This is a genomic window from Agrobacterium vacciniicorymbosi (genome assembly GCF_040427045.1).
Classification (GTDB): Bacteria; Pseudomonadota; Alphaproteobacteria; order Rhizobiales; family Rhizobiaceae; genus Agrobacterium.
This window is the reverse complement of record NZ_JBETMF010000012.1, coordinates 42,584-67,874: the sequence shown is the minus strand read 5'-3', so window position 1 is coordinate 67,874 and position 25,291 is coordinate 42,584. Positions and strand designations below refer to the sequence as shown.

Here is a 25,291-nt window from a genome sequence, read left to right as displayed (position 1 = left end):
CACCTGTTCTAGCGGCAAAACAAAAACCGCATTTGGAAGGATTGAAAAATGAGCGCTGAAAGCCTGCTGAAAAACGATGCACAGGCAACAACCGCTGAAGAGAATGGCCTTCTGGCCAAGGTGGTTGCCGCAACACGTCAGACCGAACCGGACCGCGCCCAGAACCTTCTGCGCACGCTGACCGATCAGGCCCTGAAAGGCACGGTCAAATATGATCGCAACCTGACAGTCACGCTGAACCAGGCGATTGCCGAAATCGACAAGGCGATTTCCGAGCAGCTTTCCGCCATCATGCAAGCGCCGGAATTTGCCAAGCTGGAAGGCACATGGCGCGGCCTCAACTATCTGGTCAAAAACTCCGAAACCAGCGTCAACCTCAAGATCCGGGTGCTGAATGCGTCCAAGCGCGAACTCGGGCGCGATCTGGAAAAGGCAGTTGAGTTCGACCAGTCGCGTCTGTTCAAGTCGATCTATGAAGATGAGTTTGGCACGCCCGGTGGTGAACCCATGGGCGCCATTATCGGCGATTACGAGTTCGACAACTCCTTCGACGATGTGCAGCTTCTGCAAGGCGCATCCTCCATCGCGGCGGCGGCCTTCGCACCCTTCATTTCGGCGGCAAGCCCGCGCATGTTCGGCTTCGAGGATTATCGCGATCTCGCTCGCCCGCGCGATCTGGAAAAGATCTTCGACACGGTTGAATATGCCAAGTGGCGCAGCTTCCGCGAAAGCGACGATTCCCGCTTCGTTACCCTCGCTCTGCCGCGGGTTCTGGCACGCATGCCATACGGCCCGAAGACCAACCCGGTCGATGAATTCGCCTATGACGAAACCAATGGTTCCGTGAATGGCGATTTGCAGCATGACGAATATTGCTGGATGAACGCGGCCTATGTGATGGGCACCAAGCTCACCGAAGCCTTTGCCAAATATGGTTGGTGCACGGCTATTCGCGGCGCGGAAAACGGTGGCAAGGTGGAAAACCTTCCCATGCACGTCTTCTCCAGCGATGACGGCGATCTGGACCTGAAATGCCCGACCGAAGTCGGAATTACCGACCGCCGCGATGCCGAACTGGGCAAGCTCGGCTTCCTGCCGCTCTGCCACTACAAGAACACCGATTACGCCGTGTTCTTCGGTGCGCAGACGGCCCATAAGCCGAAGCTCTACGACCGCCCGGAAGCAACGGCCAACGCCGCCGTTTCTGCGCGCCTGCCATACATGATGGCAACCTCGCGCTTTGCCCATTACCTGAAAGTCATGGGTCGCGACAAAATCGGCTCCTTCATGGAGGCTTCCGATTGCGAGGTTTGGCTGAACCGCTGGATTTCCAACTACGTCAACGCCAATGATGAGGCAGGCGAGGAATCCCGCGCCAAGTATCCGCTGCGGGATGCGAAGGTCACGGTTCAGGAAATCCCGGGCAAGCCGGGCGCCTACAACGCGGTGGCATGGATGCGTCCTTGGTTGCAGATGGAAGAGCTGACCACGTCTCTGCGCATGGTTGCCCGTATTCCAACAAAGAACTGAACAGGGCGAAGGGGCAGCAATGCCCCTCCCCACATCATTTCCGCCCGGAGCCCATTTCATGACGCAAAGGTCCGTTTCGGACATCCGCAGTCAGGCCGATCAGCTCATCGCACTTATCGATGATGCGTTGAACGGTCAGGTGAACGCCATTTTGCACCATCCCGATTTTCAGGCGATGGAAGCAAGATGGCGCGGGCTTGCCATGGTGGTGCGTGAGGCGAGCCGAAGCCCGGAAGTGAAAATCAAACTTCTCAATGCCAGTTGGCGCGAACTCGCCCGCAGCATGGAACGGGCAACGGATTTCGACCAAAGCCATTTGTTTGAAATCATCTATAACCGCGAATTCGGCATGCCCGGCGGCGAACCCGTTGGCCTTCTGGTTGGCGATTACGCTTTTTCCCCTGACGATTTCGAGGGCGTGGATTCCATCACCACGCTGTCGCAGATCGGCATGGTCGCGGCCGCGGCCTTCTGTCCCTTCATTGCGGCAGCGTCCCCATCGACCATGGGGCTGGAGGATTTTTCCGAACTCAGCCGTGTTCACGATTTCTCCTGGCTCAAACAGGAAAAGACACGGCTGCGCTGGAATGCACTTCGCGCCCGCGATGACAGCCGTTTCGTCGGCCTCGTCGCACCGCGCATTCTTCTGCGCTCGCCGCACCGACCCTTCTCGCGCAGGCGCCAAGACCCGTTTCCCTTCCGCGAGCACGTATCCGAAAATGGCGAGACATTGCTCTGGGGCAATCCAGCCTTTGCTTTTGCATCCGTCGTGGTGCGCAATTTCATCGATTCCGGCTGGTTTGCCGATATTCGCGGTGTGACGCAGGATGAGATCGACGGTGGCATGTTGTCGCCATCGCAATTGCCGCCTCTCGATCTCGGTATCGAAAGCAATGGCTTGTCCGCCCAGCCACCCGTCGAAATGCAGCTGACCGTGGGGCAGGAACAGCAATTCTCCGATCTCGGCATCGTGCCGGTTTCGACCACCTATCTCTCCAGCATGGCAATTTTCAACGCCAACCAGTCGCTCCACGCACCGGGCCATTATTCCAAGGAAAGCGCCCGCCAGAACGCGCGGCTGGCGGCCATGCTGCAATATGTGCTCTGCGCCTCGCGCTTCTCGCATTACCTCAAGGTCATCATGCGCGATGATATCGGCCAGTTGAGCGATGCGATTACCATTGAACGCAAGTTGGAAAACTGGCTGTCATCCTACACTCTCGGCAATGACGACGCCGAAGCATCGCTTCGCACGCGCTATCCGCTGCGCTCGGCCGGTATCAAGGTTTACGAAATTCCCGGAAAGCCGGGCAGCTTTTCCTGCACCGTGCGTCTCCAGCCGCATTTCCAGCTGGATGACGTCTCCACCAGTTTTCACCTCATTGCCGAAACCAACACGCCCACCGCATCCATCACGCGGTCTTCGGCTGAGCCACAAAGGATACCCGCATGACCCTGCGCGACGACATCACCCGCCTGCTCGATGCTGACGAACTTCAAGACGCGATTGCAGCTGCGAAAGAGCATGTGAAGCAGAAGCCGTCCGACAAGGAGGGTCGTTACCTCTATATCGATCTGCTGATCCTGGCTGGCGAATATGAGAAGGCGGATGCGCAGTGCAATCTTGCAGCCACCTTCGCACCGCAGGATGCCGTCGGCTTCTCCCTCTTCCGGCATCATCTGCGCGCCATGGCTGCCCGCGTCGCATGGTTTGAAACTGGCGCTGTGCCAGACTTCACCCACGGCCCGTCTGAACTCGACCAGCTTGCCATCAAGGCCAATATCGCAGCCCGTGACGGCAAGGCAGATGAAGCGAGACGGGCTCTGGAAGAACTGGATGCAAAGCGTGGTGAGGCATCCATCATCCTCAACGGTGGCGCAGCGGGAGACATTCGCGATCTGGATGACCGCATTCCTCATGCGCTTGAGGTGCTGACGAATGGCGGCAAATATCTCTGGATCGATTATAGCAGGATCGAAAGCCTGGCCATCGAACCGATGAACCGCCCGCGCGATCTCGCCTTCCGACAGGCGGAACTGACACTGCGCGATGGTGCCATCGCATCGGTCCTGCTGCCATCGATCTATCACAGCGCAGACGATACGACCGCGCAGCTGCTTGGTCGCGAAACGCTGTGGAACGAGGATGGTCCGCTGGTCACCGGTCGCGGCCAGCGCTGCCTCTTGATCGGTGACGATCTCGTGCCGTTCCACGAAATTGCCAGCCTGTCGGCTCCATCCGAAACCAAGGAAAGGCAGACTGCGCGTGGTTGATCCGCTGGAGCAATATCGCCCAAAGCAAAGAACGCTGGCCCGCTCGGTCCTCGACCGGCTGCTGGACGATGCGCCCGACATGGAGAACGATCCGCCCGCGAGCCTTTCCGATCAGGTGCGCGAAATGCGTGAAGTCATTCGCCGTGATCTGGAATCCCTGCTCAATACAAGGCGCAATCCCGCCGGTCCGCCTTCTATCTACAAGGAACTGCCGGACGCGCTGGTCAGCTATGGCGTCGATGGTATCCTCTCAGCCAATCTGGTCACGGATGCGTCGAAAGCAAAGCTGGCCCAGACCATCGAGCGGCGGATTTCGATGTTCGAAACGCGTCTCTCTGATGTGCGCGTCACGATCATGAAAAACCGCATCGATGGGGACCGTGCGCTCAGAATGCGAATACAGGCAACCTTCCGCCTGCATGAAGGCATGCCGCCGATCAGCTTCGAATCCAAAATCGATCCTTCGACCCAGCGCTTTCTTGTGGAGGCTGGCAATGGCTGACGGTTTTCTGGAAAAGTACAATGACGAGCTTTTCGCGCTGAGAAAACGCGCATCGCGTTTCGCAGCCGCTTTCCCCAAGATCGCTGGCCGCTTGCGGATGACGGGCGAAGTCGCTGACGATCCGCATGTTGAGCGGCTGATCCAGAGTTTTGCCTATTCCGCAGCCCGCGTGCGCCAGAAGCTGGACGACGAGTTTCCCGAACTTTCCGATAGCCTGCTGGAAACGCTGTACCCGCATTACCTCGCACCGCTGCCTTCCATGAGCGTCGTGCATTTCGCGCCCAGCCCGGCGCTGACCAGCGTACAGACATTGCCACGCCACAGCGAAATTCTGGCAGAGCCCATTGGCGGAGAAAGCTGCCGGTTTCGCACGGCGCAGGATGTCGATATCATTCCGCTGGAAATTGCGGCGGCAACGCTGGCAAGCCAGCCCATCGATGCGCCCTTTTCCGCGTCATCTGCCGGTGCGGCAAGCTGCCTGAAGCTGTCCTTGAGAACGACCTCACCTCGCCCCGCAACCTTTAGCGATATCGGCCTGAATTCGCTACAGATATTCATTTCGTCCGCGTGGCAGCAGGCAACAGCGCTTTACGAATTGCTCGCCAATCATTGCGTCGGGCTGTCACTCGCGCAGCACTCGGAAGACCGCAACGCCATCTTTCTGCCCGCCTCGAATTTGAAACCATCTGGCTTTTCCCGTGATCAGGCCATGCTGCCCTATCCGGCCAACAGCTTTGATGGGTACCGCCTGCTGACGGAATTCTTCGCGCTGCCGCAAAAGTTCCTGTTCCTCGATATCGAGGGGCTGCAACAGTGGAACGGTGGTGACTGCGAGCTTTACATCTATCTCGATGCTGCCGATGCGCGGCTGGAGCGAATGGTGTCGGCCAAGGATTTCGTGCTGAACGCATCACCGGTCATCAATCTGTTCAAGCAAAGTTGCGAGCCTTTGAGCCTCGACGGCACCCGTACCGAATATCGCTTACTGCCCGATGCCAGACGGCAGCGGACCCGCGAAATCTACGGCGTGGAAAATGTCCAGCTGACCAGCCGCTCGGGCCAGATCGAGAAGACGTCACCCTTCTTCGGTCGCACCCAGCGCAGCAATGGCTCAAACGTCTTCTGGCAGACCTATCGACGTTTCGATGACGATGATGGTTCGTCAGACACGGATATTGCGTTTGTCGATCAACAGCGCGGCCCGCTTGGCCCATTGGACGTGGTGGCGAGTGTCGACACGCTCTGCATCAATCGCGAACTGCCGAGCCAGCTTCCCTTCGGCGGCGGGCATCCATTTCTGCAACTGTCTGCTGGCAATGAGGCAATCGGGTCGATCCATGCGCTGATGCCGCCTATCCCTGCGGTGCGGATGAATGAACGTTCCGCCCGTGAATGGCGTCTGGTCTCGCACCTCTTGCTCAACCACCTGTCGCTGTTCGACAATGGCGGCGCGCCGCTCAAGGATATTCTTTCCCTCTATGCCTTCCGGGATTCTCCGGAAACAAGGCAGCTGGTGGAAGCCATCACATCCGTCGAGGCTCGCAACTCGCACGCCCGAATTGGATCGGCCATGGTTCCCGGCACCGATATTACGCTGGAATTCGACCCGACACTAATCGACCGGCCTGCGGCCTTCATCTTTGCCAGCGTGCTCAACCATTTCTTCGGGCTCTATACGTCGATCAACAGTTTCACGCGGCTGACTGCAAAGATGCGTGGCCATTCCGAACCTCTGGCCCGGTGGCCTGCCCGCGCGGCAGACCGGCCATTGCTGTAGGAGCGCGCTAATGCAGCCACAGCAGATCGAGATGCGAGAACAACAGGCAGCCCTTCTGGCAAAGGACCCGGGCAGTTTCGAACCGGCAACCGCCTTCCGCGTGGCGCAGCATCTGGCACTTGCGGACGAGCTGACGGTCGGTTCCCATAGCGGCGCGCGGCCAACGCCTGTCGCCATCGGAGGCTATCGCAGCAAAAGCGGCAAAGCGGAACTACGCTCCGCTTTTGCGCCTATCGTCGGCCCACTCGGCTCGCTGCCGCCCAGCTATAGCGAATTGCAGCAGCGCGAGGAACGCAATCGTTCCAAGGCCTTGACCAGTTTCTTTAATCTGTTTGCCGCCCGCTTCAGCGAGCTGTTCGTCTCAGCCACCGAGAAATATCGGCTGGCACGCGGCCTTCGCTGGGCGCAGAACCGCGAGAACAATGCCTTCCGCAAAACGCTTCTTTCCCTCACCGGCTTTGGCACCACGGGCCTGAGCGCGAAGGTCGGCGTCAAGGAAGACGTGCTTCTTCGCTTCAGCGGACTTTTGTCAAACCGTAACCGCAATGCCACCTCGCTGACCTCCATGTTGCAGGAGTTCACCGGCCTGCCCGTCACAGTCGAACAGTTCCGCCGTCGCTGGGTGCCGTTGCCTGTGCATGAGCAGAGCCAGTTCGGCCAGAGCGGCGGCCTGCGACTTGGCCAGAACGTGACGGCAGGCAGTGCTATCGAGGATTTCAGCGGCAGCTTCCGCATCGTCCTGGGGCCAGTTGGTTATGCCGATTATCTGGCGCTCACCCCCGGCTCGAAACGGCTGGCCGAGATATTCGCTGTCGCCCGGCTTTTCGTCGGCAGCGGTTTTGATTTCGACGTTCAGGTCATTCTCAAAAAGGAAGACGTTCCCTTCTGCCAGCTGGGACAGGCGGATGCCCCCGCGCGCCTTGGCTGGAACAGCTGGGCGCGTCTGGCACCGGCGACAAAAGACAGCACCGACGCAATCGTGACCGAGCACGAAGGCTCGGCTCTTTCAGCGTGAGGACGACAGCATGAAACTTGTCCTAAAGGAAAAACAGATCAACGGGGCCGGAAAGCCTAACCAGTGGAGCTTCGAGCAGGGAAGCCGCATCATCGGTCGTTCCACCGATTGCGACTGGCAGGTGAATGACGATGCGCGCCGCGTTTCAAAACAGCATTGCACGCTGAGCCGCGACCGCGAAGGTTTCACCATTCTCGACCGCAGCGCCAATGGCACGCAGGTCGATGGCCGCCTGCTGCTGGAAGGCGAGACGATGCGCCTGCAAAACGGCTCGCAGATCGGTATTGGCGGGCAGACCTTCGAGGTCATCATCAGTGGTGAAGCCGAGATGGATTTCGGCGACCCGGAGCGTTCGCTGCGCGTCAGCGACGAGGCGATGACGATCTCCGCCATTCTGGCCGATATCGCTCCCAATGGTCGCTCTGCGCGCGGCGTAATTGCGGGCGGTGCTTCCAATGATGACTGGCCGGAAGCGACGCCCAGCCCGTCTGGCAAGAAGGCGAAGTCCATTTCTCGTAATGTCGAAGTCGGCTGGAACGCGCCTCCCTCCATCAGCGGCGTGGGTGCGGTGTTGCCCAATGACTGGAACGAAGAGCCGGTCGAAAGCAGCAAGCACGAACACACCGATGCGATGAACATTCCCGTTCTCGTCTCCCGCCCGGTCAAGAAACCGGCGCGGGTGGAAGATTTCGACGCCGTTTTCACGAATGGTAGCGATGAGACGGATATCGAGCCGCAGCCGATTGTGGCACCTGCGGCGCATGATCCGGTCGATGATCTGTTGATCCAGCTGGAAAAAGAGAGTGCCGAATGCCTGGCGATTCTGGATATGGATCAGTCCGTTATCGGCATCGAGGCCAATGGCACCGGCGAAAGAGCGCGTCTTGAAGCGCTCATCCGCCAGCAGCGTTTGCTGGCATCCTCGCTGGAAGTTCTTATCCACACCTGCACGCAGAAACTGGAGCCGAGGCTGATCGAGGCGAAGGCCGATGCGCAGAACGACTGGCGGGCCAAGATCGCCCGCAAGGAGTGGAAGTCGGTCATTGCCAGAACCGACTACTGGTCCACGTTCAAACACCAATTCGAAGAGGACGGTCGGCAATTGTCTGTCCGGGAGTTTCTGCAACGGGCCGCGCGCGCAGACGCCGCGCCCGAGGAAACGCCCTCTCTGCTTCACACAGATACCAAGGGGGTAAGCAAGCAAAATGAGGCATGAAAACCGTGTCGCCTGGAGCGAAGGCATGTTCCTTCGCGTCCAACATTTTCAACAATCTGATCGCTGGACGGAACGGCTGGTGCGCAACACGACGCGCAACCTCTCGCCCTATCCATGGGGTATAGCGGAGATCGGCATAGACCGCAGCGCGCTGGCGATCGGGCAGTTCGCTCTGTCCAACCTGCGCGGCATCTTGCCGGATGGAACGCCCTTCGAAGCGCCGGAAGATTCCGATCTGCCGCCGCCACTCGATCTGGACGAGGGTGTCAAGAATGCCATCGTTTATCTGGCGCTTCCCGCCCGCCAGCCGGGCAAGGCAGACATGTCCACAGGCACCAAAGCCGATACAAACAGCGTCCGCGTCGTTGCCACAAGCTATGAAGCATCCGATGCCAATGTGGACACGGATTTCGTTGCCCCTATCGATGTCGGGCGTCTCAGCCTGAAATTCCTGAAAACAGGAGACGATCTTTCTGGTTATGATCTCATAGGTTTAGCGCGGGTTATTGAAGTTCGATCTGATCGTGCTGTCATTCTGGATCCGGATTTTATACCGCCCGCCCTCAACTGCGCGGCTTCTTCGCGGCTCAGCGAGCTTCTGACCGAGCTTCTGGGCATCGTCCGGCACCGCGCGCAGGCCATTTCCGAGCGTATCGGTGATCCGACCATTCGCGGTACGGCTGAGGTTGGCGACTATTTTCTTTTGCAAATTTTGAACCGGGCCGATCCATTGCTGGCCCATCTTTCCGCCAACGCCACGCGCTTTCACCCCATCCGTTTTTACGAGGATTGCATTCAGCTGGCGGGTGAACTGGCCACATTCACGACTGACAAGAAGCGCGCGACGGACTTCCCGCCCTATCGCCATGACGACCTGAAGGCCAGCTTCGCCGCCGTGTTCGATGATCTGCGCACCTCGCTCTCGGCGGTTCTGGAACAGGCCGCCGTCGCCATCGAACTTGTCGAACGCAGGCACGGTGTGCGCGTCGGCACCATTCACGATCGCACGCTTTTGCGCGACGCCGGTTTCGTACTGGCCGTTCGGGCGGATATGTCCGCGGAGGACATCAGGCGCAAGCTGCCCGCACAGATCAAGGTCGGTCCGGTGGAGCGGATTTCCGAACTTGTCAACGTCGCGCTGCCGGGCATTCCGGTGCGTTCTCTGCCGGTACTGCCGCGCCAGCTGCCCTATCGTTCCGGCACCATCTATTTCGAAATCGATACCAAAACACCTCTTTGGAAGCAGCTTGAAACCTCCGGCGCCATTGCGCTGCATCTCGCTGGTGAGTTCCCAGGGCTTGAGATGGAAATGTGGGCATTACGCGAATGAGCAATGAAAAGCCCTCCTCCTGGCAGGATCTTCCAACGGTGGTCGAGATCACCGATGAAAGCCGCCGCAGAAATGAAAATGCCTGCAACATGGCGGCCATTCTCGATGACATCATCGAGACCGACGAGACGCCCGCCCGCGAGCGGCGCGGCGACAGCGCGTTGCCGATCGATGCGCTGCTGTCCAATTTCCGTTTTGGCGGAGAAGAAGTGCCGACGCTGGTGCAATCCGCAGCACCACTGCTGAACCTTGCCCATGTGCTGCGCTTCAGCGATGCGCAACCAGACCCGGATCATCTGCGCCGGGCGTGCATGGAGGCCATCACCCGCTACGAGCGTGATCTGGCCTCAGCCCGCATCAGCCCTGAACGGGCCAGAGCCGCGCATTACGTGGTCTGCGCCACCGTGGATGATGTGATCTTGAGCAAGCCTTGGGGCGTGCGCGCAGGCTGGGCCCGCTCCGGCCTCGTTTCCACTTTCCACAATGACGTGACGGGCGGTGACCGGGTTTTCGATATTCTCGACCACTTCCATCAGTCACCCGGCGCAAACAAGGATCTGCTGCTGCTGATCTATCTGTGCCTGTCTCTGGCCTTCGAGGGCCGAACACGCGTTTCTGCCAAAGGTGCGCTGGAGCTTTCCCGCATTCGCGACAGTCTCTACAAAACGCTGATTGGCCAATATGGCGTCTTCGAGAGAGAGCTTTCTCCGCACTGGAAAGGTGTGGAGGCCCGGCATACGCCTCTGCGCACCATGGCGGCACTCTGGACGCTGCTGTCACTCATCGCGCTTGCCTTCGCCTTCGGCTATCTCTTCTTCACACTGACACTGAACAGCGCGTCCGACGCGACCTTTGAGCGGCTGGCATCGCTTCCGCCCACAGATACGCCTAGCGTTCTGATCACCACCCCACCGGCCCCACCAGAGGAGCCTGTGAAAGATGACCCGCCAATTGTCGCCGAGCAGCCTCCAAAAGTGATCGAGCCGCCAAAGCCGACACGTCTTGAAAACCTGCTGACCTTCCTCCAGCCGGAGGTGCAGAAAAATCTCGTGTCGCTGGCCAATGTCAACGGTCGCCTGCGCGTGCGCATCAACAATTCCGGCCTGTTCGAAGTCGGCAGTGCGCAGGTCAGTCCGCAATTCCGTGATCTCATTCAACGGATCGGCGGCGCGCTTGCGGCGGAAAACTTCCGCGCTGTCGTGATCGGCTACACCGACAACGTGCCGATCAAGACCGTCGAATTCCCATCCAACTGGCATCTGTCCGAAGCCCGAGCCAAGGCGGTGGGTGATCTTCTGTCCATGTTCACGGGACCCGAAGCGATCCTCACCGAAGGCCGTGCGGACAGCGACCCGATTGCCGAGAACACGACGCCGGATGGCCGTGAAAAGAACCGCAGAACAGAAATCATGGTGCTGACCAATCCTGACGAAAAGCTCAGCGATGCGGGCATTCTTGCCCCCGCCGTCACAACGACAACCGGACAGCCATCAGGAGAGACCCAGCAATGAACCCGCTGAGTTATTTTTATACGATCCGGTCCTACGTCGATAGCTACGCATCGCTCATCGGCAGGCGCTTCATTTCGCTGCTTTGGGCCGTGGCGCTCTGCGTCGTCATCTGGTTTTACGGTTATCTGGTCGCTTTCGGCACCTTCAAACCCTTCGGAACGACGCAAGCCCGCCTGATTGCCATCGGCATTATTCTGCTGATCTGGGTGGTCTATATCGTCATCACCGCCTACCGCGCCCGCAAACAGGACAAGGAACTTGTCGATAGCATTGAGCAGGAGGCGCTGAACAACCGGAATGCCGAAGTCGGCGAGATACAGACCCGGCTGAAGGAAGCGCTGGCGCTTCTGCGCCGCGTGACCAAGAAGCGCTTCGGATATATCTACGACCTGCCGTGGTATGTCATTTTCGGCGCCCCCGGCTCCGGCAAAACGACGGCGCTGACCAATTCCGGCCTGCAATTTCCGTTGGGCGACGCCCTTGGCGAAAGTGCCGTGAAGGGCATTGGTGGCACGCGTAACTGCAATTGGTGGTTCACGGATGAGGCGATCCTCATCGATACCGCTGGACGATACACCACGCAGGACGATCTTGATGGCTCGTCCAAGGCCGGGTGGGAAGGCTTTCTCAACCTGCTGCGCCGCTATCGCCGCTCCCAACCCATCAACGGCGCGCTGGTTACGCTCTCCATCCCCGACCTTCTGAGCCGCGACCCGGAAGAGCAGCGTCAGGAACTGCGCTCCATTCGCCAGCGCATGTCGGAACTGGATGAATATCTCCACGCTCGCGTGCCTGTTTATGTGGTGTTGACCAAGGCCGACCTTCTGGATGGTTTCGTCGAGTTTTTCGATGGCTTCAACAAGACGGATCGCCATCAGGTCTGGGGAACCACGTTCAAGCTGGATGAGAGCTATTCCGCACAGGACCTGCCGCAGCGCTTCCTGGAGGAATTCGAGCTGTTGCAGCAACGCGTGGATGCGATGCTGATCGAACGTCTGCAACAGGAGCAGAATGCCGAGATCCGCGGTCGCATTTTCCGCTTCCCGGCAGAACTCGCCAAGCTGAAGGACCGTCTGTATGAGGCGCTGACCGAGCTTTGTGCAAGCTCCCCGCTTATCGAAGCGCCGTTGCTGCGCGGCGTTTATCTCGCCTCTGGCACGCAGGCCGAAGCTGGCACGGCGGCTCCTCGCGCTCGCCGCAGCTACTTCCTCGCCCGCCTGTTCAAGGAAGTCATCTTCGCGGAAGCCGCACTCGTCATGCGCGACAAGCGCTTGTCCGGACGGCAGCTTCTGGTCCGGCGCATCGCTTACGGTGTTTCAGCGGCATTGGTGGCCATTGTTTTCACCGGCTGGATTTCCACTTATTTCTCCAACACGCAGGCCTTGGCAGAGGCAGACCGCAAGCTGAATGCCTACCAGCAGCTGGTTCAGGGCATTCCGGTTCGAAATGTTTCGGATGCCGACTTCCTGCGCATTCTTCCCGCGCTGGATAATCTGCGCGACGTAAACTCAGGCTTTGACAAGGACAGAGTCTGGAAGGTCGGCTTTGGGCTCGATCAAGAGGAAAAGATTGCAGGCAGGCAGCGTGATGCCTATCAGCGCGCGCTCAACGCCCTGCTCTTGCCACGCATGATTGTGCAGCTACAAAAGCAGCTGGAAGACCAGAATGATGTGACCCGCACCTTCAACTCCTTGAAGCTCTACGGAATGTTGGGCGGTCTTGGCACGCTGGACCGCGATTTCCTGACCGTGCAGTCTCGCGATATGTTTGCCTCGCTCTATCCAGGCGATGGACGGGCGGCAGCACGGGATGCGCTTAATCGTCATGCCCGCGCGCTGGCGGATGGCCTGCTTGCGCCGATTGAACTGGATGCACGGTTAATCGACAAGGCCCGCGACACCATTCGCAGCCAGGCCATAGGCGCACGCGCCTATGATATTCTGGCTGGCCTGCCGCAAGCCCGCGCCCTTCCCGACTGGAGCCCATCAGCCGCATTCGGCCCGCTGGGTGAACGCGCCGTGGAGCGTGCGAGCAAAGTACCGATGGTGGATGGCATCGAAGGTCTGTTTACGGCCAATGGCTATCGCAGTGTTGTCATTCCACAGGTGGCTTACGCCTCACGGGTCGCGCTTTCCGAGGCATGGGTGCGTGGCTCAGATGATGCGCTGCGTGGCGCGACGGTGGAAAATGTCGCGCAGGCGGCACTTCAAATCTACTTCGACCGTTTCGAGAAACGCTGGAACGATCTTCTTTCCGATGTGCGGATCAAGCCTTCGCAAAGCCTTGGCGATGCGGTGGAAACCACGCGCATTTTGGCCAATGACAGAAACATCGTGATTGAGGCAGCCAAATCCATTGCTGAGGCAACGGATTTGCGGCCCAATGCCGGTGCCAGCCTCACCACACTCGCTTCCACTGCCGATGGTGACGCGACCTCCGCCATTCTTTCGGCAACGGTCGATGCTGCCGATCCCTATTCCCGCCTGCGCGAAATGCTGGCGGCCAAGGGGGCAGGTTCGCCTGAAACGGCTTCCAGCGGTCAGACCAATGGTGCCAAGGCAGGTTCGCCATCAGAACAGCTGCTGTCCAACATCAAGTCTCTGCATGAGCAGCTTGCGCGCTCTTCGACAACATCGGACGAAGTCGCCAAGGTCTTCGATGTCGATAGTCAGCTGACCAAGGCCAATCAGGACCTGCTGCAACAGGCCCGCCAGCTACCGGCACCGTTGGATGTCTGGGTGGCCGGACTTGCTGCGGATGTCGGTTCACTTGCGGTGAAATCCGCACGCAGCCGGATTGCCGATCTTTGGGCAGCGGATGGCGCATCGCTGTGCTCATCCATCGTATCGGGGCGCTATCCTTTTGATCGGGCATCGCCAAGAGATGTTGCGATGGCGGATTTCACGCGTCTCTTCGGACCAACGGGAACTTTCCAGAGCTTCTTCAAGCAACGTATGGAGCCCTTCGTCGACAAGACAACAAGCCCATGGGGCTGGAAAGGGACGTTCGGGGCTGCCGGTATTCCGAGCGACGCGATTGAACAGTTCGAGAACGCGGACAAGATTTTCCGGGCCTTCTTCCCCAATGGAAGCGAAGTTCCGGCGGTCTCCATCAACGTGAAGCCGGTGTCGCTGACCAATGAATCCAGCGCTGTCATGCTGGAAATCGAAGGCGAGCGGGTGGTCTATTACCACGGCCCGATACAGGCGAAATCCATCACCTGGCCATCAGATGCCAATTCCGCAAACCTTTCTCGCATCGCCTTCCAACCCGGCGGCTGGCAGCAGGCGAAAACGGAAAATGGCGACTGGTCGCCTTTCCGCCTGTTCGATGATGCGCAGATCGAAAACCAGTCAGGAGATTTGTTAAGAGCAAGGTTTGAGAATAGCGGCCAAGCTGCTGAATTCGACATACAGTTTGGCTCGGTTCTCAATCCGTTCAAGCTGGATGCACTCTCGAAATTCGCCTGCCCGGCCCAGTTCTAACGGGATGAGGCAGACCAAACAGTAACGGAGGGGATATGAAAACGATCATGGAACGGCACGGCAGCGCAGGCCTGCCTGGCTGATGGCAAATCCGAACACCAAACCCGTAAAAGCTGCTGTCGAGACCGACAGGATTGGCTTTTACGGGAAGATTCCAAGCCACGGAGATTTCATCTCCGAAGGTCTGGACCGCGAGCTTCTCGGCGCTCTCGATGGCTGGCTGCGATCCGGCCTGCATGCCTGCGCGGATATTTTCGCGGATCGCTGGAGTGCTGTTTTCACCAACTCCCCGCCCCTCCGCTTCATCATCGAACGCGGGATCTGGGGGCGCAGCGCCTATGCGGGTGTGTTACTGCCGAGCAAGGACCGGGTGGGACGCAAATATCCGCTCATCATCCTCGCGCAACTGGTCGATTTTCGCCAGCACCCCAGAACGCTCTATCTCGATGACACCTGGTTCATGGCGGCAGAAGCGCTGGCCGAGACATCAATGACGCTCGATTTCGACATGTCGCGCTTCACGAGTTCCATCAAACGCCTGCGCATGCCAAAGCCAAAAGGCGACGATGAGGATGTCCCCACCTCGCCTAAGACCGGCCAGCCGACGAGCCTCTGGTGGTATATCGACTCCGAAAGCCGACGGCCGCGCGGCGTGAAGTTCGAGGGCAAACCGGCAGCGACGGATTTCGTAAAGCTGTTCCGGGACCAGACTGCCGCGGAAAAGGAACAGCCCTCTGCGGCCAAGGCCGAGCCTAAACCGGCGGCGAGTGAGCCAAAGCCTGATGTGCGGACGGCAAGCGCAGCGCCGCCGCAGGCTAAGACGAGAGAGGCACTCCCTGCTTCGATTATCTACAGCTACGCCACCCATCCCGGCACACGCCTCACAGTCAATGCCGATGCGCTGTTCGTTTCCAAGACGCCAGCACTCTTTGCAATCGCCGATGGTCTGGGAGATGGCAATGCCGCCGTCGAAGCGGCACGGCTGACGACGAATGCGTTGACGGATATTGCCGAGAGCGACAGGATCGATGCCATCACGCAGGATATCAAAGGCAAGCTCGGAACCGTCAACAGCCTGCTGCTCTCCCGTCAGATCGCGACGGACGTGGTGCGTCCCATGGCCAGTGTCGTGGTCGCGTGCCTCGTCGGCCAGACGATGAGCATCACATGGTCGGGCGATGCCCGCGCCTATCTGCTGCGCGATGGCACAATGCAGCCATTGACGAGGGACCACGTCATCGTTGGCATGAAGAAGCAGCTGTCCCAATGTGTCGGCCAGTCGCAGCAGTTCCGCCCCAGCACGATCAGCGATGATTGGGGCACGCATGACCGGCTGCTGTTGTGCAGCTTCCCGCTGATGCAGGCGTTGAAGGAGCGCATCGTCGCGGAAATTCTGCACGATACGCCCATCAATGAATGCGCCAATGCCTTGATGCAGGAAGCGCTGATCGAAAACAGCCGCGAGAACATCAGCGCCATCGTCATCGGAAACAAGCTTGAGCAGCGCTGACGACAGTGATGTGGCGCAGCGTTTCGCCGATCTCTGGGCAGCGATCCGAGCGTCGGAGCAGCCCCTGGATATGATCGACCGTATTCGTGATGCGCTGGATCGCAAAGCGGATGGGCTGGCGAGACAGCAGCCTCACTTCATCGAAGGCAGTTTTGCGATCGATGCGGTGGCATATCAAACGGAAACGACGCAAATATTGCAGGTCACACATCGCGACCTCGGCACACGCTTCGCGGTCAAGACGACGCCTGAAAAGCGACGCGATGATGCGCAATTGATCCAACGCTTGCGCCGGGAGGCCGAAATCGGGATCGCGCTTCGGCATTCGTGCTTGTTGGAGACTTCAGCCCTTTTGCGTCTGGCGGATGGGCGACCCGGACTCCTCCAGCCTTGGATGCCTGTTACCCTCGCATCCAGACTGGCAATGCGACCACTGACTTTAGATGAGATTTCGTCCTTGCTCCGTCGCGTGTTGCAGGCTGTGGCTGCCATACATGCGGAAGCTTATGTGCACGGCGATATTACCCCAGCAAACATTCTGCTGCCCGATGGCGAAATCGAAAGCGCGAAGCTTGGGGATTTCGGTATTGCGCGGAAAATTGGTGAAAGCCCCTCGGACGCGGGCATAGCGTTTGCCGGATCGACAGAATTTGCTGCGCCGGAACAGCTTGCGGGCATGCCGGCCCATCCGAGGCAGGATGTTTATGGGCTGGGGAGATTGGCGCAGCGGATGTTGAATGCGTCACCGGATGTAGAGGATGATAAGCTCAGTATGTTTGCAGAGGTCTGCACGAAGGATGGTTTGGAGCGTCCGCAGTCGATTGAGGAGGCACTCGGGGTTTTGTGAGGTGGGCTGTGCCTGAGTTCAAAGGCATTCCGTGTGGCTCCCCCCTCTGCCCTGCCGGGCATCTCCCCCACAAGGAGGGAGATTGGCTGGGCGTACGCTGTTCATTTTATTGGCAGCGTTCAAGATGGGCGAGACGTCACCACGTTTCGATCTCCCCACCTGTGGGGGAGATGTCCGGCAGGACAGAGGGGGGTAAGTCCCACCCACTGCCGGTTAGTATCGCACTCACGCCGCCCCCGTCGAAGCAGATCCCTCTCCGGCATTCAAAAAGCTAAGGGCGCAAAACCGCGCCCAGCCAATCTATCAGTTCAGCCCACCCGGCTGTGGAGCAGCAGCTGTCGGCACACTCTTCTGGAACACCGTCAGCAGCTTTGCCGTATCGACCAGCGGCGCGTTGCTGGCGTAGAGTACGTCGCCCTTTTGCATCTGGAACAGTTGCATCAAGGCAATGCTGGAGGCATCGCGCATGTTGAGGTGGTAGATCACCGGACGCAGGGTTGTTGCAACCGGGGCTGGGCCCTTGGAGGTGGACGCGACAGACGATGAAACCTGCACGACCTCGTTGCGGAAGACATAAACGTTGCGGGCATCGGCGCGGTCATCCAGCAATCCGCCGGCGCGGCCAACGGCTTGCGCCAGTGTCATTTTGCCGGTTTCGAACTGGAATTCCCCAGCGCTCTTGAACGCGCCGAGCGCGGTAAAGCTCGACGCTTCGCCGTCGATCATGATCTGGTCGTCGGGCGAAAGACGGATGTTCTGGCGATCTTCGCGCATGATGCGGTCGAGCGACGCGGTTGCACGTTGCGTGCCACGAACGACGGTTACCTTGGCCGCACCCGGCGCGACGGTTGGGCCGCCGGCCTGATTGATTGCGTCGAGAACGCGTTCCTGACGCGCTGTCAGGACGATTTTGCCCGGTGTCTTGACCGAGCCGCTGAGCATGACGGCGCTGGTCGGCTTATCGACCACCGTGACCACAGCCTGCGGGTTGACTGCGGAGCCCTTGAGGCCGCTGACGACCTGCGACTGCAAGCCTTCCGGCGTGGAATCGACCACACGCTGCTTGCCGATGAATGGAAGGTTGACGCTACCGCTCTGATCGACCGTGAAACGGCCCAGATTGAGCGTCTTGCTCTGCGTGGAGGAGAACAAGCCGTCCTCGCCCGTATCCAGCACGGTAATATCAACCACATCGCCGCGACGCAGGCGCTGCGAGTTGTAACCCGTATTGCGAAGAATGGTGAGGCCGGGACCGGTTGCGCTTTCGAGCGACGATGGCGTTATCGAAGCAGCCGGTGCATTGGCGAGGTCAACGACGCGAATTTTTTCATTTGTCAGGGGAAAGGTTGCCGACCGGATATTCCCGGCAGTCGGACCATCCGAGGGCTTTGCACAACCGCTCAGCAAAGCCAAAAGAAGAACCGACGCAAGCTTCTTCATCCCAATTCCCCATGATAGAATCACCTACACGCAGGAATAGCATCAAGACATGAAGCTGCAATAACTTTGAAGCCGAAAATTGAAAAAGATTTGATCGGTAATTGAACCTCTGTGTCCAAACGGCAACCAGTCACGTTACGTGATGTGGCCACTCCGTGCTAACCTCTTTGAATCCAGAACCAAAAGCCATTTGCCTGCCCCGCTCAGCCCGGGCAAAACAGAGTCTCACGGCTCACCCAAAAACAGCTTTACTGGCCTTTTTGCTGCGGCTCGGCACCTTGCCTGGCTTGCCAAAAAGGTAGCCCTGCGCCTGCGCACAGCCCTCATCCACAACCATGCGATACTGGCTGTCGGTCTCGATGCCCTCCGCCGTTACCGGCAGGTCGAGGCTGCGGCCCAGGCCGATGATGGCACGCACGATCGAGTGAGCGTTTTCATCCTGCTTCATGGCAGCGATGAAGCTGCGGTCGATCTTGATCTTGTCGAAGGGGAAGCTTCGCAGATTGCTGAGTGAGGAATAACCGGTGCCGAAATCGTCCATGACGATCGTCACACCCAGACGCTTCAACTGCCGCATGGTGGACAGCGTCACGCCCCGGTCCTTTAGGAGAGCGGCTTCCGTCATTTCCAGTTCAAGCCGTGTGGGCGGCAAGCCGGTTTTCTCCAGCGTCGAGCAGATGGTATAGGCAAGGTTTGCCAATGAGAACTGAACTGGCGAGACGTTTACCGCCACCTTGATATGTGGATCCCAACGCATGGCTGCCGAGCAGGCTTCGTGCAATATCCACTCACCCAGCGAAATGATGATGCCGCTTTCTTCCGCAATGGGAATGAAGACGTCGGGCGGCACCATTCCGCGCGTGGGGTGCTGCCAGCGCACCAGCGCCTCGTAGCTCGCCACTTCTCCATTTTCCACCGAATGCACCGGTTGATAGAGAAGCTCCAGTTCGTTGCGACTGATGGCCTGACGAAGGTCGGATTCCAGCCGCCGCCGTTCCTTTGTTTCCTGATCCATGGCCGGATCGTAAAAAGCGATGATGCCACGGCCATTGATCTTGGCGCGGTAAAGCGCAAGGTCTGCCGCGTGCATCAGCGTTTCGTTGTCATCACCATTGGCCGGGAAGGCTGCGATGCCGATGGTAACGCCCACCGCAGTCGGGTCGCTGACGCAATCCATCTCGCGCCGGAAAGTGGAGAGAATCTGCTCGCCAAGCTCGCGGGCTTCATCTCCCGTTGTGCCGAAAGCGGTGAGGATGACGAACTCGTCGCCGCCCAGACGCGCCACGAGATCGCCGGGGCGTGCCGCCTGCTTCAACATCCGCGCAACGTCTTTCAGAACGCGGTCGCCTTCAGCGTGGCCAAACAGGTCGTTCACGGCTTTGAACCGGTCGAGATCAAGCGCCATCAGCGCAAATTCATCGCTGTTCTGGGCAATGGTAATGTGGTTTTTCAGCCGCTCCTGAAACAGCGTGCGGTTGGCAAGGCCGGTCAGCACATCGTGGCGGGCGAGATATTCGATCTCGCGCTGGGCGCGGCGCTTCTCCGTCAGGTCACGCACAGCCATCACTTCGCAAGGGCGTCCGCGATATTCGATGGTGCGAACTGCCAGTTCGAATGTGCGGGATCGATCGCCGCGGTTCGGCACCGCCTCCACTGCAACAGCGCGGGGAAGATGAGCAGCGTTGCCGTCATCGGCGTGCATCAGCTCGGCGGCATTTTCACCGATGAGCGAGGCTTCGCTTGCATCGAACAGTTTTGCAAAGCGGCTGTTGACCTCAACAATGCGGCCATCCCGCACCACGGCAAGTCCATCCAGCGTCGCGCTGACGAGGCCTTTGAGGTCTACGAGATAACGGTCCACAAGCGCGGCGGCACCCGTGATGGCCAGCACGAGGAACGTCACACCGCTGATCGCGGCCATCAGGAACATGCGGTCCAGTCCGTCGATCTGCGGGCCAGGCACGCTGGGGTTCGGTATCAAGATCGTGGATGACATGGCGGTGAAGTGAAGCGCCAATACGCCGAGAATTGCGGCCGAGGCTGCACTCGTTACCTGTTTCCAGCCACGCAAACGCCGGAACAGAAGAAATGAAAGGGAGAAGAGTACAGCTGCAACAACTGTTCCCACCAGAATGGGAGTGATGCGATATTCCAACGTGGCAGCAACCTGCATTCCAGCCATACCAATGAAGTGCATCGCGCCGACGGTGACAGTAATGATACCACCGGAGAAGAGTGCAGCACCACGTTCGCGCCACAAAAACTGGAGGCTGAGCCAGAAGCCGAAGACGGCGATGACGGCGGATAGAGCAGTGAACGGAAAATCAAAGCCAATGGGAACGCTGCCCTGATAGGCAAGCATGGCGATGAAATGCGTGGCCCATACACTAAGGCCAGATGCAAAAGCCGCCACCAAAACCCAATAGGGTCTGCGCTTCAAAGGGCTCTCATCGGCCCGAAGCAGGAGATGATAGAAGGATAGCATTCCGAGAAGTGCGATTACGGCAGCCAGAACAACGATCCGTCGATCATGTTGTAACGCAACACATTCAAGTACGGCGAACACTGCGGATATACCCCCAATAATGTGCAACCATCTATGTTTATTAGTACAGTTAAATTTAGAAATTACTAATCCAAATTGTAGTGGATGGCCTCAATGCAAAGAAACCCGCTAAAGGCGAGTTTCAATGTAACACAACTTATTTTCTGAAAGAATTACTCTTCAGATTTCCGGGCAGCCACGCTCATTTGCGAAAGTAATCGTATCGGAGCCACGGCGGGTATAGCCTTGAACGACCACGCGGCGCGGTGTTACGCGAACGATTTCCGGATCGCGCAGACCGGAGGCACGGGCGGCGGAGCGTGCTTCACGCTCACTGCATCCGCGCATGGGTGGGCCACGGCGGTCCATGTCGCGGTCTCGGTCACGAATAACAGGGCGGACGCCATCGCGGCCAATTCTCAACTCCATATCCTGCGCGCTTGCAGGCGCGGACAGAGCAATACCCGAAACCGCCATCGTAACGGCAAGACCGGCAATCTGGATCACCTTGAGCATATTACCTCCTCAGTGCCTCTTCAGACGGCACATTAATGTTCACGCGGAGATAACGCAGATGTGAGGTGCTTGTTCCTTAGCCGCATAAAGTAAAGAGCCCGGCCACAACGGCCGGGCTGAGGGTTAAGCTGCGACTTCCGCCGTGAAAGCGGACTGGATGAGCGTTTTGGTATAATCCGCCGTCGGATTGTTGAAGATGTCGTCCGTTTCGCCCTCTTCGACGATCTTTCCGTCTTTCATCACGATCACATAGTCGGAAATCGCCTTGATGACCGACAGGTCATGACTGATGAAGACATAGGACAGACCATGCGTTTTCTGAAGATCGCGCAGCAGATCGATCACCTGCCCCTGCACCGAACGGTCGAGCGCCGATGTCGGCTCATCAAGAATGACGACGTCTGGCTTGAGGATGATGGCACGCGCAATGGCGATACGCTGACGCTGGCCGCCGGAAAACTCGTGCGGATAGCGGTTGCGTGCTGCCGGATCGAGACCGACTTCCTTCAGTGCCTCGATCGCCCTCTTGTCGCGCTCGGCACGGCTCAGCTGCGGCTCGTGGACGAACAGACCTTCGGTGATGATTTCACCCACCGTCTGACGCGGCGACAGCGAACCATAGGGGTCCTGAAACACCAGCTGAAGCTGGCGTCGCATGGGCCGCATGGCTTTCCGGTCCAGACCGGATATTTCCTTCTTGCCGAAGAACAGCCGCCCGGTAGAAGGCGTCAGCCGCAACAGCGCACGGCCAAGCGTGGATTTGCCCGAACCGGACTCACCGACGATGCCGATGGTTTGTCCCTGGCGCAGATTGACACTGACGCCATCGACAGCACGAAACGCGGAGGCTTTGGTAAAGATGCCACCCGGTATTTCGTAATCCACGGTCACATTCTGACCGGAGAGAACGACAGGCGCTTCAGGGCCGACGGGTGGCTTATGGCCACTCGGTTCGGCATCCAGCAACATCCTGGTATAATCCGCCTGCGGACGTTCAAAGATGTCTTCCGTCGTTCCGGTTTCCACAATCTCGCCACGACGCATGACCGCAACGCGATCTGCAAAGTGTCGCACCACACCCAGATCGTGGGTGATAAGAACGACAGCCATGCCGAAACGCTGCTGCAGCGATTTCAGCAGATCGAGAATCTGCGCCTGAATGGTGACGTCGAGCGCCGTCGTTGGCTCATCGGCAATCAGCAGGTCAGGCTCGTTGGCGAGTGCCATGGCAATCATCACGCGCTGGCGCTGCCCGCCTGAAAGCTCGTGCGGATAGCTGTCAATGCGCCGTTCGGGGTCAGGAATGCCCACCACTTTCAGCAGTTCCAGCACCCTTGCACGCGCTTCGGCCTTGCTGGAACCACGGTGATGGATGATCGGCTCGGCAATCTGCTTGCCGATCTTGTAGAGCGGATCGAGCGAGGTCATCGGCTCCTGGAAAATCATGGTGATTTTCGCGCCTCTGATGTCGTTCAGATCATCGACCGGCAGGCCGACCAGTTCGCGTCCGCGATATTTCGCGGAGCCCTGAACCCGGCCATTGGCGGCCAGCAGACCCATAATACCCATCATGGTCTGGCTTTTGCCGGAGCCGGATTCACCGACCACGGCAAGGGTTTCGCCCTGCCGCACGTCAAGATCAATGCCTTTAACGGCATTGACGATGCCATCCGGTGTCGTGAAGTCGACCTTCAGGTCACGCACGGTCAGTATGGTTTCAGATGTCGTATTCATGTCAACGATCCTTGGGATCGAGCGCATCACGCAACCCGTCGCCCACAAAGTTCAGAGAAAACAGCGTCAGCACGAAGAAGATCGCCGGGAATATCAGCAACCACGGGGCTGACTGCATATTGCTGGCACCTTCGGAAATCAGCGCGCCCCAGCTGGTCAAAGGTGCCTGCACACCAAGACCGAGGAAGGACAGGAAGCTTTCCAGAAGGATAACCTTCGGCACGACGACCGTGACGAAAACGACCACGGGGCCAATCGTGTTGGGAATGATGTGACGGCGGATGATCTGCCAATCCGTCAGGCCCAGCGCCTGTGCGGCGCCCACAAATTCACGCCGCTTGAGAGCCAGTGTCTGCCCACGCACGATACGCGCCATATCCAGCCATTCCACCGCCCCGATGACGAGGAAGATGAGAATGAAACTTCGCCCGAAGAACACGACGAGGACGACGACGAGAAATACGAAGGGCAGCGAATAGAGGATTTCTACGAAACGCATCATCGCATTGTCGACACGCCCGCCGATATAGCCGGCGGTTGCGCCGTAAACGACGCCGATGCCGAGCGACACAAGGCTGGCCAGCACGCCGACGGCAATCGAGATTTGTCCGCCGAGCATGACGCGCGCCAGAAGATCGCGCCCGTTGCTGTCAGTGCCGAAGAAGAAATATTCGCGGTTCACATCGCCTTCGATTTTCAGCGTGCGACCGTCATCCTCGGTTGCCACGACCTTGGTGTTCTCGAACTCGTTGGCACGATCGAAGTAACGCGTCGTGCGCGGATCGATCTCGCCAGAAGACGTGACGGTTGCGGTGAACTTCTGTCCTTCGACAGCAAATTCCTTCAGCTCCACCCGTGCACGGCCGGTAATGCCTTCCATAACACCCTGGAGATTATTGACGTCAGGGCGGGCATCCAGGCTCGGTGAAACCGAGACATAGGACGAAAACACCTGATCATAGGTGTGGCTGATGAAATGCGGCCCGAGGAACGAAAACAGCGTGATCAGCACGAGCATGATCGAACCGGCCATGGCTGCCTTGTTACGGCGGAAACGCATGGTGGCAAGCTGGAAGAGGCTTCGGCTTTTCACCGAAGCAGGAACGGCTGATGTGCCGGGGATATCAGTCATGTCTGACCCTCGGATCAAGAAGGCCGTAAAGAATATCGACCACAAGATTGAAAACGATGACGAAAAGCGCGATGAGAACCACGGTTCCCATGACAAGCGTATAGTCACGATTGATGGCGCCCAGCACGAAGTAACGACCGACACCGGGAATGGTGAAGATCGTTTCGATGACTGCAGAACCCGTCAGCAGGGCAGCGGCGCAAGGCGCGAGATAGGACACGACCGGCAACATTGCCGCACGCATGGCATGGACGATGACGACGGTGCGACTTGGAAGACCGTAAGCCTTCGCGGTGCGGATATGATCCATCCGCAAAGCCTCGATCATCGATCCGCGCGTCAGGCGCGCAATGACGGCAAGCTGCGGCAAAGCAAGCGCAATCATCGGCAGAATGAGATAGCGTAGCGAACCGTCGCCCCAGCTTCCGGCTGGCAGAAGACCGAGCAGAACGGCGAAGATCAGCGTCAGCACCGGTGCCACCACGAAGTTGGGCACGGTCACGCCGACGGTAGAAACCGACATTAGCGAGAAGTCGAAGAGGCTGTTCTGCCTCAATGCCGCAAATGTCCCGGCCAGCACGCCGCCGATCAATGCCAGCATAAGTGCGTAGAAACCAAGCTCCAGCGAATAGGGCAAACCTTTGCCGATCAACTGGGCAACGGTGTTGTCCTTATAGATGTAGCTGGGACCGAAATCGCCGGTCACGGCATTCTTCAGATAAATGAGATACTGGCGCCACAATGGTTCATCCAGATGATAGGTTCTCATCAGGTTTTCCATCGTCTGCGGTGGCAATGGCCGTTCCAGATTGAACGGACCACCCGGTGCGAAACGCATCAGGAAAAACGAAATCGTGACGACGATAAACAACGTCGGCACGGCGCTCGCCAAACGGCGCAGGATAAAAGAGATCATTATATTTTAGG

At 58.6% G+C, this 25,291-nt stretch carries 18 protein-coding genes; 12 read left to right on the top strand and 6 right to left on the bottom strand.

All coding sequences use genetic code 11. The features are described from left to right. The first annotated feature begins 48 nt into the window (after window positions 1-48). The 12 genes from tssC (ABUK73_RS18175) to ABUK73_RS18120 all read left to right on the top strand — a co-directional run bounded on the left by tssC (ABUK73_RS18175) (window position 49) and on the right by ABUK73_RS18120 (window position 16,997). On the top strand, window positions 49-1,530 hold the full coding sequence (tssC, locus tag ABUK73_RS18175) for a type VI secretion system contractile sheath large subunit (RefSeq protein ID WP_353578520.1): 1,482 nt from the start codon (window positions 49-51) through the stop codon (window positions 1,528-1,530). Window positions 1,531-1,588: 58 nt separating this feature from the next. Next, a complete protein-coding gene (gene tssC, locus ABUK73_RS18170; RefSeq protein ID WP_353578519.1) occupies window positions 1,589-2,983 on the top strand; it encodes a type VI secretion system contractile sheath large subunit in 1,395 nt (464 codons plus the stop codon). After that, complete coding sequence (locus ABUK73_RS18165; RefSeq protein WP_353578518.1) at window positions 2,980-3,804, top strand: type VI secretion system accessory protein TagJ; 825 nt, start codon at window positions 2,980-2,982, stop codon at window positions 3,802-3,804. The genes tssC (ABUK73_RS18170) and ABUK73_RS18165 overlap by 4 nt, the downstream gene beginning before the upstream one ends. Further along, on the top strand, window positions 3,797-4,306 hold the full coding sequence (gene tssE / locus ABUK73_RS18160; RefSeq protein WP_113089249.1) for a type VI secretion system baseplate subunit TssE: 510 nt from the start codon (window positions 3,797-3,799) through the stop codon (window positions 4,304-4,306). Before ABUK73_RS18165 ends, tssE begins: the two co-directional genes overlap by 8 nt. Then, entirely contained in the window at window positions 4,299-6,083 is a 1,785-nt protein-coding gene (gene tssF, locus ABUK73_RS18155; RefSeq protein ID WP_353578517.1) for a type VI secretion system baseplate subunit TssF, read from the top strand. Before tssE ends, tssF begins: the two co-directional genes overlap by 8 nt. Before the next feature lie 10 nt (window positions 6,084-6,093). Then, entirely contained in the window at window positions 6,094-7,098 is a 1,005-nt protein-coding gene (gene tssG / locus ABUK73_RS18150; RefSeq protein WP_353578516.1) for a type VI secretion system baseplate subunit TssG, read from the top strand. A gap of 10 nt (window positions 7,099-7,108) precedes the next feature. Beyond that, a complete protein-coding gene (locus ABUK73_RS18145; protein WP_353578515.1) occupies window positions 7,109-8,314 on the top strand; it encodes an FHA domain-containing protein in 1,206 nt (401 codons plus the stop codon). Then, window positions 8,304-9,644, top strand: a complete 1,341-nt coding sequence (gene tssK / locus ABUK73_RS18140) for a type VI secretion system baseplate subunit TssK (RefSeq protein WP_353578514.1) — start codon at window positions 8,304-8,306, stop codon at window positions 9,642-9,644. The genes ABUK73_RS18145 and tssK overlap by 11 nt, the downstream gene beginning before the upstream one ends. After that, on the top strand, window positions 9,641-11,155 hold the full coding sequence (gene tssL, locus ABUK73_RS18135; RefSeq protein ID WP_353578513.1) for a type VI secretion system protein TssL, long form: 1,515 nt from the start codon (window positions 9,641-9,643) through the stop codon (window positions 11,153-11,155). Before tssK ends, tssL begins: the two co-directional genes overlap by 4 nt. Further along, the gene (tssM, locus tag ABUK73_RS18130; protein ID WP_353578512.1) at window positions 11,152-14,640 is read left to right on the top strand and encodes a type VI secretion system membrane subunit TssM; all 3,489 of its coding nucleotides are present in this window, start codon (window positions 11,152-11,154) and stop codon (window positions 14,638-14,640) included. The genes tssL and tssM overlap by 4 nt, the downstream gene beginning before the upstream one ends. An 82-nt stretch (window positions 14,641-14,722) precedes the next feature. Beyond that, on the top strand, window positions 14,723-16,150 hold the full coding sequence (tagF, locus tag ABUK73_RS18125; RefSeq protein ID WP_353578511.1) for a type VI secretion system-associated protein TagF: 1,428 nt from the start codon (window positions 14,723-14,725) through the stop codon (window positions 16,148-16,150). After that, complete coding sequence (locus ABUK73_RS18120) at window positions 16,137-16,997, top strand: protein kinase domain-containing protein (RefSeq protein ID WP_353578510.1); 861 nt, start codon at window positions 16,137-16,139, stop codon at window positions 16,995-16,997. Before tagF ends, ABUK73_RS18120 begins: the two co-directional genes overlap by 14 nt. Before the next feature lie 303 nt (window positions 16,998-17,300). Here the strand turns inward: ABUK73_RS18120 and ABUK73_RS18115 are convergent, their stop codons facing one another. The 6 genes from ABUK73_RS18115 to oppB form a co-directional block, all read right to left on the bottom strand. Then, entirely contained in the window at window positions 17,301-18,437 is a 1,137-nt protein-coding gene (locus tag ABUK73_RS18115) for a polysaccharide biosynthesis/export family protein (RefSeq protein WP_353578509.1), read from the bottom strand. A 232-nt stretch (window positions 18,438-18,669) separates the two neighbouring features. Beyond that, window positions 18,670-21,003, bottom strand: a complete 2,334-nt coding sequence (locus ABUK73_RS18110) for a bifunctional diguanylate cyclase/phosphodiesterase (RefSeq protein WP_353578508.1) — start codon at window positions 21,001-21,003, stop codon at window positions 18,670-18,672. 159 nt (window positions 21,004-21,162) lie between these two features. Then, window positions 21,163-21,459 carry a hypothetical protein gene (locus ABUK73_RS18105; RefSeq protein WP_454892392.1) on the bottom strand — a complete coding sequence of 99 codons (297 nt, stop codon included), beginning with the start codon at window positions 21,457-21,459 and terminating at the stop codon, window positions 21,163-21,165. A gap of 162 nt (window positions 21,460-21,621) precedes the next feature. After that, complete coding sequence (locus ABUK73_RS18100; protein ID WP_353578506.1) at window positions 21,622-23,232, bottom strand: ABC transporter ATP-binding protein; 1,611 nt, start codon at window positions 23,230-23,232, stop codon at window positions 21,622-21,624. A gap of 1 nt (window position 23,233) precedes the next feature. Next, a complete protein-coding gene (locus ABUK73_RS18095; RefSeq protein WP_353578505.1) occupies window positions 23,234-24,364 on the bottom strand; it encodes an ABC transporter permease in 1,131 nt (376 codons plus the stop codon). Beyond that, complete coding sequence (gene oppB / locus ABUK73_RS18090) at window positions 24,357-25,280, bottom strand: oligopeptide ABC transporter permease OppB (protein ID WP_353578504.1); 924 nt, start codon at window positions 25,278-25,280, stop codon at window positions 24,357-24,359. Before oppB ends, ABUK73_RS18095 begins: the two co-directional genes overlap by 8 nt. Between the last annotated feature and the right edge of the window lie 11 nt (window positions 25,281-25,291).